This window comes from Shewanella sp. cp20 (genome assembly GCF_000832025.1).
Taxonomy (GTDB): domain Bacteria; phylum Pseudomonadota; class Gammaproteobacteria; order Enterobacterales; family Shewanellaceae; genus Shewanella.
The window spans coordinates 189,687-198,485 of record NZ_JPII01000016.1; the positions used below are offsets into that span (position 1 = coordinate 189,687).

Here is an 8,799-nt window from a genome sequence, read left to right on the forward strand (position 1 = left end):
CCCTCCTTAGCCAGCCTATTAGCTAATAAAAAGGCCTCAATATGAGGCCTTTTTTATTAGCAGTTTTCGTTTAGTCCGCCAGATAGGCGCGTATCTGCGCCTCGATACCAGGGCCATCCAGTTGTAGCTCGGCCAGGATCTCGCCGCACTCACCGTGCTTGATAAACTCATCGGGCAGGCCGATATTGAGCACAGGCATAGGCAGCTTAAGTTGCTGTAGCAGTTCTAGCACGCCTGAGCCGGCGCCGCCCATGATGGCATTCTCTTCTACCGTCACCAGCAGATCATGGCTGGCGGCCAGTTGTTTCACCAACTCCACATCCAGCGGCTTAACGAAGCGCATGTCAGCCAGGGTGGCATCGAGTGCCTCGGCTGCCTGACTCGCCGAAGCCAGCGTGGTACCGAAGTTAAGGATGGCAATCTTCTTGCCTTCACGCTTGATGAGGCCCTTGCCTATCTCATAGGCGGTCATGGTCTCGACCTGAGGCTCGCCGGTGGCGCTGCCACGTGGGTAACGAATGGCCGTCGGTCCCTCGTTGTAGCAGTAACCTGTGTAGAGCATCTGGCGACACTCGTTCTCATCCGATGGCGCCATGATCACCATGTTGGGAATGGCGCGCATATAGCTGAGATCGAAGGCGCCCTGGTGGGTCGGGCCGTCTGGACCGACGATGCCGCCACGGTCGATGGCGAAGATCACCGGCAGTTTCTGCAAGGCCACGTCGTGGATCAGCTGATCATAGCCGCGCTGCAGGAAGGTAGAGTAGATCGCCAGTACCGGCTTATAACCCTCACAGGCGAAGCCTGCCGCGAGTGTCACCGCATGTTGTTCGGCGATGGCCGCATCGAAATACTGTTTCGGGAAGCGCTGTGAGAACTCCACCATGCCTGACCCTTCACGCATGGCCGGGGTGATCCCGAGCACCTTCTCATCCTTCTCTGCCATGTCGCACAGCCAGCGACCGAACACCTGAGAGAAGGTGGGGTTAGCCGGTTTGGCGGCGGGCTTGGCGAAGGTCGACGGATCGAACTTAGGCACGGCGTGCCAGCCGATGGGGTCTTTCTCCGCCGGCTCGTAACCGCGTCCCTTCTTGGTCATGATGTGCAATATCTGCGGGCCTGAGAGGTTACGCATGTTGCGCAGGGTCTCAACCAGGGCATCCACATCGTGGCCGTCTATAGGGCCGATATAGTTAAAGCCCAGCTCCTCAAACATGGTGCCGGGGACGACCATGCCTTTGAGATGCTCCTCGGTGCGCTTGGCCATCTCTTTGATGACAGGCATCCCCTTGAGCACCTTCTTGCTGTTCTCGCGGATCGTGGTGTAGAGACGACCCGACATCAGCTGTGCCAGGTGATTGTTCAGCGCGCCGACGTTCTCGGAGATCGACATCTCGTTGTCGTTAAGTACCACCAACATGTCGTTATGCAGATCGCCGGCGTGGTTCATGGCTTCAAATACCATGCCGCCTGTCATGGCGCCGTCGCCTATAACGGCCACCACCTTGCGCCCCGCCTGTTCCTTCTCGGCGGCAACGGCCATGGCCAGCGCCGCGCTGACGGAGGTACCAGAGTGGCCGACACTGAAGGTGTCATATTTGCTCTCTTCGCGCCAAGGGAAGGGGTGAATACCGCCTTTCTGACGTATGGTCGGCATCTTGTCCCGACGACCCGTGAGGATCTTATGGGGATAGGCCTGGTGGCCCACGTCCCAGATCAGGCGATCGAATGGGGTGTTGTAGACATAGTGCAGGGCAACCGTCAGCTCGACCGTGCCCAGGCCAGAGGCGAAGTGGCCACTGGAGATGCCTACCGATTGTAGGAGATAACTTCTGAGTTCGTCAGCAAGTTTTGGTAGCACACCCTGGGGAAGCTGTCTTAATTCATCTGGGGTGTCGGCCTGTGCCAGCACAGGGTATTTCGTAATATCCAAACTCATAGCGAGATTCTTTGGCTCTTTATTATACTCTTCGCTCTATGATGAAACGGGCGAATTCGGCAATTAACTGGCTATTGTATGGTAATTTAGCCAGCGCTGATAGGGCGTCTTCGATCAAACTTTTCGCGGTCGCTTGGGCCCCGGATAAACCGAGTAGTTTCGGATAGGTACTCTTGTTCGATTCACAGTCAGAGCCCTGGGGTTTCCCCAGCTCTTCGGTGCTGGCGATAATGTCCAGCACGTCGTCTTGTACCTGGAAGGCGAGACCGATGGCTTCGGCAAAGGTTATCAGATGGCTTGCCTGCTCATCTGTGACCTCGGCAGCAATGATAGGTAATTCCACTGCACAGCGGATCAAGGCGCCGGTCTTTAATCTGTGTAACCGCTTTAGGGTCTCGAGATCTATCTGTTTGTCGGTGGCGTTAAGGTCCATCGCCTGACCACCGCACATGCCGCCGTAACCAGATGCCTTAGCAAGGGCACGTACCATGGCCAGTTGTTGCTTGGCGGTCAGCTCGCTGCCCTCCTGACTGATGATCTCGAAGGCCAAGGTCTGCAACGCATCGCCGGCCAGTATGGCGGTCGCCTCATCGAAGGCGATATGCACGGTCGGCTGGCCGCGGCGCAGCGCATCATCGTCCATGGCCGGTAGATCGTCATGGATCAGCGAGTAGGCATGGATACACTCGATGGCGGCGGCGCAGGCATCTAGCCTTTCAAGGGGCACCCCCAACATCTCACCGACGGCATAGACCAGAAAGGGGCGGATACGCTTGCCGCCAATCAGGGCGCCGTGTGTCATGGCGGCCTTGAGTTGTGGCTCGGTATCGTCTTGTGCATTGATAAAATGGCGCAGCTGGCCGTCGACGCGCTGCTGGTATCGCGTTATCGCTTCATTTAGCAATTATTCGCCCTCTGGCAGATAGGGTTGCAAGCTGGGTTGATCTTGTTCCTGGGTCAAGATAGAGACTTTCTGTTGGGCCTGTTCGAGTTTGCCTTGGCTGTTTCTGACCAGATTGATGCCGCGCTCAAATTGTTTGAGGGCGTCATCCAGAGAGACATCGCCCTGTTCCAGGCTGGTGACGATGTTTTCTAATTCTGTGAGTGACTCTTCGAAGGTCAGGTTTTCAGGTTTTTTGGCCACGGTGATTTTCCCAAGAATTTAGCGACAGACAAAGTATCTCAGTCAACCCTAGGGGTCAAATTGCGCTGTCGTATATTTGTGCAATAGCACGCTTTAAGGAGGTTTTTTTATAAAAAATTGAATTTGTAGCTAAACTTGCGTGTAAGCTGTCCGATAATTGAATTAGAACAATACTCAATTTTGTCAGATATTATATCGTAAACTCCTGCCCGCGGTTAGGCGAAATACCGTCTAATTGACGACTTTTGTGTCGTCGCGCTGGGGCGAGGAGATGCCTTTCATTGCAAGAATGAGTAGAGTAGAGACCTGTCTCGAGATGATTATGGTGTTGACTGAGAGCTTGATCCCTAGGTCAAGGTATTAGCAACGGCCGATACTGTATATGAGGAAGAGTTGTGGATTTAGCGACCCTGATAGGCCTGATTGGTGCATTTGGTTTTATTATCGGAGCTATGGTCAGCAGTGGTGGTATCGCCATCTTTGTTGATGTGCCCTCTGTGCTTATCGTAATGATAGGCTCTTTGTTTGTGGTGATGATGAAATTTAACCTCAAGCAGTTCCTCGGTGCGGTCAAGATCGCCGCCAAAGCCTTCATGTTCAAGATAGATAAGCCCGACGAGTTGATCGAGCAATCGGTCACCATGGCCGATGCGGCGCGTAAGGGGGGCTTTCTGGCGCTGGAAGAGGCGGAGATCAGCAACAGCTTCATGCAGAAAGCGGTCGATATGTTGGTGGACGGCCATGACGGCGATGTGGTGCGCGAAGCCCTAGAGAAAGATATCGCCCTGACCGAAGAGCGCCACAAGACCGGCATCAGCATCTTCAAGGCGCTGGGTGATGTAGCCCCCGCCATGGGGATGATAGGTACCCTGATTGGTTTGGTGGCCATGCTGTCGAACATGGACGACCCTAAATCTATCGGCCCGGCGATGGCGGTGGCCTTGTTAACCACTCTCTATGGCGCCATTATCGCCAACATGATTGCTTTGCCGATCGCCGATAAACTCTCGCTACGCATGGGGGAGGAGATGCTCAATCGCAACCTGATCATGGATGCGGTGCTCGCTATTCAAGACGGACAAAACCCCAGGGTCATCGAGGGTTTCTTGAAGAATTATCTCTCGGAGAAACTGCGGAATATAGACACGACGGACGGGGAATAGCCAGATGGCTAAGAAGGTCAAATGCGATTGTCCGCCCGCCGGGGCGCCTATGTGGTTGGCTACCTTTGCCGACCTCATGTCGCTATTGATGTGTTTCTTCGTTCTGCTGCTGGCCTTCTCCGAGATGGACGTGATGAAGTTCAAGCAGATCGCCGGTTCGATGAAGTATGCCTTCGGCGTACAAAATAAGGTTGAAGTCAAAGATATCCCCAAGGGCACCTCGGTGATCGCCCTGGAGTTTCGTCCGGGTAAACCCGAGCCAACACCCATTGAGATCATCAATCAGCAGACCAATGAGATGACCGAGCCCACCATCGAGGTGCAGGCCGGTGATGATGACAGCGCCGGCGGCGTGCAGCAACAACGTGGCGAGCAGCGCGGCGGCGAGGCTTCCTCTACCGCGCAGGAAGAGGCGGATGCCGAGGCTCAGGCCAAGCAGGAGAAACAGGATGCGGCGTCACAGGATCAGATCAACGATCAGGTGAAGAAGATGGCTCAGGAGCTCAATAAGGAGATCATCGACGGCGCGATCGAGATCGAGTCTCTGGGGCAGCAGATCATCATTCGCATCCGTGAAAAGGGCGCCTTCTCATCCGGTTCTGGCTTCCTACAGCCCAGGTTTAAGCCGGTGATCCGCCGCGTAGGAGAGCTATTAAAAGATGTGCCGGGGATCATTACCGTCTCGGGCCACACGGATGATATGAATATCAGTAACGAGCTCTACAGCTCGAACTGGGATCTCTCCAGCAAACGCGCCGTGGCCGTGGCCCATGAGCTGGTGCGTGTGCCAGGATTTGATCAGCAGCGCATGAAGGTGGTTGGCATGGCCAATACCGCCCCCCTGGTCGCCAATGATTCCGCCGCCAACCGGGCCCGTAACCGCAGGGTTGAGATCGCCATCGAGCAGGGTAAGGCCAAGGAGTCAGATGAGATCTTGGTCGGCCAATAGCCGCATTTAATGGTTAAGCTCCATCCATCAATAAAAGTCCACTTAGGTGGACTTTTTTGCTTCTAGCGGTGCAGGCGTGTGACCTGTGCTATGGGGATAATCTCAATTTGGACAAATTATGCTCATCTTTGGGCTTGGTGGTATAAAATCCTTGCCGAGTCGCTGATTTATGGGCATTTGTGGACCGGCCTTGGTATAATGGCTAAATTGCTGTTTAAAATTATTCCCGCGGAACGCCCATGAAATTTATCGTAAAACTCTTTCCTGAAATCATGATGAAAAGCAAACCGGTAAGAATGCGTTTTACCAAGATGCTTGAAACCAATATCCGTAACGTGCTGCGCAAGGTCGATGAAGAGGCCAGGGTACAGCGCCAGTGGGATAAGATCATGGTCAGGGTGCCAGAAGACAAGCCAGAGATGATAGCGCGTTACGCCGAGCGTCTCGCCTGTATTCCGGGTATCGCCCATGTGCTGCAGGTGCGTGAGAGCACCTTCGAGTCGGTGGACGATATTTACCAGCAGACGCTGGCACTCTATAAAGAGGAGCTCGCCGGTAAGACCTTCTGCGTGCGCGTTAAGCGTAGCGGAAAGCATGAGTTTAACTCTATCGAGGTGGAGCGTTACGTGGGCGGCGGACTCAACCAGTTTACCGAGGCGGCTGGCGTCAGGCTAAAGAACCCAGACATGACGGTCAACCTGGAGATAGATAACGAGCATCTCTATCTGGTGGAGAAGCGCATCGATGGTCTGGGCGGTTTCCCTATGGCGACCCAGGAAGATGTGCTGTCGCTGATCTCTGGTGGCTTCGACTCTGGCGTCTCCAGCTTCCAGTTTATCAAGCGCGGCTCTCGCACCCATTACTGTTTCTTTAACCTGGGCGGCGATCAGCACGAGATAGGCGTTAAACAGGTTGCCTTTCATTTGTGGCAGAAATACGGCGAGTCGCACAAGGTGAAGTTTATCTCGGTGCCGTTCGACCCCGTGGTGCAGGAGATCCTAGAGAAGATAGATAACGGCCAGATGGGCGTTATTCTCAAGCGCATGATGATGCGCGCCGCCAGCCGTATTGCCGAGAAGATGGGGATCCAGGCGCTGGTAACCGGTGAGGCCATGGGCCAGGTCTCCAGCCAGACTCTGACCAACCTGAATGTGATCGACCGCAGCACAGACATGCTGATTCTGCGTCCACTGATCGTGATGGACAAGCAAGATATCATCAATATGAGCCGTGAGATCGGTACCGAAGACTTTGCCAAGTCGATCCCCGAATATTGCGGCGTGATCTCGCAGAAGCCGACGGTGAAGGCGGTGATGGGTAAGATCCTTGCCGAGGAGGAGAAGTTCTCCGAAGACTTGATCGACCGCGTGGTCGAGACGGCCGAGGTGATCGACATTCGCGACATCGCCGTTAGCATGGATACCAAGATCACCGAGACTGAGACGGTCGATGCGGTCACGGGTGGTGAAGTGGTGGTGGACATCCGCTCACCAGAAGAGGAGGAGCAGAGCCCGCTTGACCTTAATGGTATCGAGGTGAAGTGTATTCCTTTCTTTAAGTTGGCCACCCAGTTTGCCGATCTCGATAAAGAGAAGACCTATCTGCTTTATTGCGACAGAGGCGTCATGAGCAAGCTACAGGCGCTTTATCTGCAAGAGCAGGGTTATCACAATTGAAGGTCTATCGTCCCGCATAAGCGCCTCGAAGCGGTTTTCTCGAAAAGAGAGTCAAGGATTTAGATAAAGGCTGCCATAAGGCGGCCTTTTTTATTGGCCGTTTTATCCAGAGCAGGGTTCATCGTTGTTTTGGCCTTAAGGAGATAAAACCTTGGATTTGCATGGGTTCTCGCGTAACTTATTTGATAAATTTATCTATAGTCGACTGCCAAGCAGACTGTGTGGGTCAGGTGGAGAGCTGGGTGATGAGCTGGCTGGCGAGTTAGATGATGAGTTAGATGATGAGTTGGGTGGTGTGCTAGCTGGCGTGAGTCTTCGGCGGACATAAAAAAGCCGCATCTTAGACGCGGCTTATTGCTTTGTTTGTAGCGACGGCTTTGTAGTGAGTCGTTAGCTCAGGTGAGCTAGCGATTACTCGGCGCGTTGGGCGCTAACGCTGGTGTCCGTCTGCTCATCTTTCTGAGCCACTAAGATGGCGTTGAGGTCTTCATTCAGATCTTGCTGCATCAGCTCCAGGCCTTCGGCCAGTTGTGCGCTGATGGTGGCGTGCAGATCTGTGGTATCGATAACGATTTCATCGGCAGTGGCAGCACTTGAGGCTGAGAGCAGTGCGATGGCAAATACAGTTTTAAAGTTAATCATAGTGGTCGCCTCCGGGCGGCATATCTTGGGGTGTCAGACACTCCCCAAACACGTCGTAGAGGCTGTCTAACTTCAATCATTTCGTTGGCGCAAAATTTAACCAAAACCCCTTCCCTTTACAAACGATAAAATGTAACAATACGGATTAGAAAAACTAATTAAAATGTGAGACAAGGATCACTATGTCGAGACGTTTACCTCCATTGAATGCGGTGAAGGCTTTTGAGGCCGCAGCCCGTCACCTAAGCTTTACGCGCGCCGCGGAAGAACTTTTTGTGACACAGGCCGCGGTAAGTCATCAGATTAAGGCATTAGAAGAATATTTAGGGCTAAAACTTTTTCGTCGTAAGAACCGATCCTTGCTGCTGACCGAAGAGGGGCAGGGTTACTTTCTCGATATAAAAGATATCTTTGTGCAACTGGCCGACGCCACCGACAGATTGTTGGCCCGAAGTGCCATAGGCTCACTGACGGTAAGCACTTCGCCCAGTTTCGCCATTCAGTGGCTGGTGCCTCGTCTGGCGAATTTCAGCGAAAATAATCCCGACATCGACGTGCGGATCAAGGCGGTGGACGATGAGACCAGCAGCCTGACCGACGATGTTGATGTTGCCATCTATTACGGCATGGGTAACTGGCCTGGGCTTCGCGCCGATAAGCTGAGAAACGAGGTGTTGATCCCTGTCTGTTCGCCCATGTTACTCAGTGGACCTAAGCCCTTGTCGCAGCCGAGCGACCTTAAACATCACACCCTGCTGCACGATTCTAGCCGCCATGATTGGCAGGCTTGGTTTAGACAATGTGGAATTAATGATATTAATGTGAACCAGGGGCCGATCTTCAGTCACTCTTCACTGGTTTTGCAGGCGGCGGCTCACGGTCAAGGGGTAGCGCTGGGTTACAGCGTATTGGCCCGTCCCGACATCAAGGCCGGGCGTCTGGTGTGTCCCTTCCCCGAGGTCTTGGTGAGCAAGAATGCCTATTATCTGGTGTGCCAGCAAAATCATGCCGAGATAGGCAAGATTGTTGCCTTCAGGAAATGGATGCTCGACATGTTCGAAGAGGAGTCTCGCAGCGAGCTGTTGCCGGGCTAACCCTCTAGGGCTTGTTTATCTTTCGCATTCATTTTTGCAGCATTCTGTATCGATTTTATACAAGGCAGAGCGATTGTAATCTAGTGTGCTACATCAATGAGCGATAACGCAGTAGAAAAATGATACAGACGCTGCCCGTAGGGTTCGTCTTGAGCACGTTCAACTCTTTGTTACTCGGCTTTTATATAGAAT

At 53.4% G+C, this 8,799-nt stretch carries 7 protein-coding genes and 1 pseudogene; 4 read left to right on the forward strand and 4 right to left on the reverse strand.

Annotation, left to right across the window (positions count from 1 at the left end; translation table 11 throughout):
• Window positions 1-70: 70 nt before the first annotated feature.
• Genes dxs through xseB form a run of 3 tightly spaced genes read right to left on the reverse strand, consistent with a single transcriptional unit; the run spans window position 71 to window position 3,083 of the window.
• A complete protein-coding gene (gene dxs, locus DB48_RS04715) occupies window positions 71-1,939 on the reverse strand; it encodes a 1-deoxy-D-xylulose-5-phosphate synthase (RefSeq protein ID WP_041509148.1) in 1,869 nt (622 codons plus the stop codon).
• Window positions 1,940-1,961: 22 nt separating this feature from the next.
• Complete coding sequence (gene ispA / locus DB48_RS04720) at window positions 1,962-2,843, reverse strand: (2E,6E)-farnesyl diphosphate synthase (RefSeq protein WP_041509149.1); 882 nt, start codon at window positions 2,841-2,843, stop codon at window positions 1,962-1,964.
• Window positions 2,844-3,083, reverse strand: a complete 240-nt coding sequence (xseB, locus tag DB48_RS04725; protein WP_011866566.1) for an exodeoxyribonuclease VII small subunit — start codon at window positions 3,081-3,083, stop codon at window positions 2,844-2,846.
• Window positions 3,084-3,478: 395 nt separating this feature from the next.
• Between xseB and pomA the strand changes: the two genes are divergently transcribed.
• From pomA to thiI, 3 genes and pseudogenes are all read left to right on the forward strand, one after another.
• On the forward strand, window positions 3,479-4,246 hold the full coding sequence (gene pomA, locus DB48_RS04730; RefSeq protein WP_041509150.1) for a flagellar motor protein PomA: 768 nt from the start codon (window positions 3,479-3,481) through the stop codon (window positions 4,244-4,246).
• Between the two features lie 4 nt (window positions 4,247-4,250).
• A complete protein-coding gene (locus DB48_RS04735) occupies window positions 4,251-5,195 on the forward strand; it encodes a flagellar motor protein MotB (protein WP_041509151.1) in 945 nt (314 codons plus the stop codon).
• A 239-nt stretch (window positions 5,196-5,434) separates the two neighbouring features.
• Window positions 5,435-6,891 (forward strand): annotated as a pseudogene (thiI, locus tag DB48_RS04740) (tRNA uracil 4-sulfurtransferase ThiI).
• Window positions 6,892-7,282: 391 nt separating this feature from the next.
• Here the strand turns inward: thiI and DB48_RS04745 are convergent.
• A complete protein-coding gene (locus DB48_RS04745) occupies window positions 7,283-7,513 on the reverse strand; it encodes a hypothetical protein (protein WP_041509153.1) in 231 nt (76 codons plus the stop codon).
• 182 nt (window positions 7,514-7,695) lie between these two features.
• Between DB48_RS04745 and DB48_RS04750 the strand changes: the two genes are divergently transcribed.
• A complete protein-coding gene (locus DB48_RS04750; RefSeq protein ID WP_011866561.1) occupies window positions 7,696-8,607 on the forward strand; it encodes a transcriptional regulator GcvA in 912 nt (303 codons plus the stop codon).
• The last annotated feature ends 192 nt before the right edge of the window (window positions 8,608-8,799 follow it).

What these genes read in the sequence shown, in the direction of transcription:
- dxs (WP_041509148.1), bottom strand. Translation starts at nt 1,939, where the DNA reads ATGAGTTTGGATATTACGAAATACCCTGTGCTGGCACAGGCCGACACC.
- DB48_RS04735 (WP_041509151.1), top strand. Translation starts at nt 4,251, where the DNA reads ATGGCTAAGAAGGTCAAATGCGATTGTCCGCCCGCCGGGGCGCCTATG.
- DB48_RS04745 (WP_041509153.1), bottom strand. Translation starts at nt 7,513, where the DNA reads ATGATTAACTTTAAAACTGTATTTGCCATCGCACTGCTCTCAGCCTCA.
- DB48_RS04750 (WP_011866561.1), top strand. Translation starts at nt 7,696, where the DNA reads ATGTCGAGACGTTTACCTCCATTGAATGCGGTGAAGGCTTTTGAGGCC.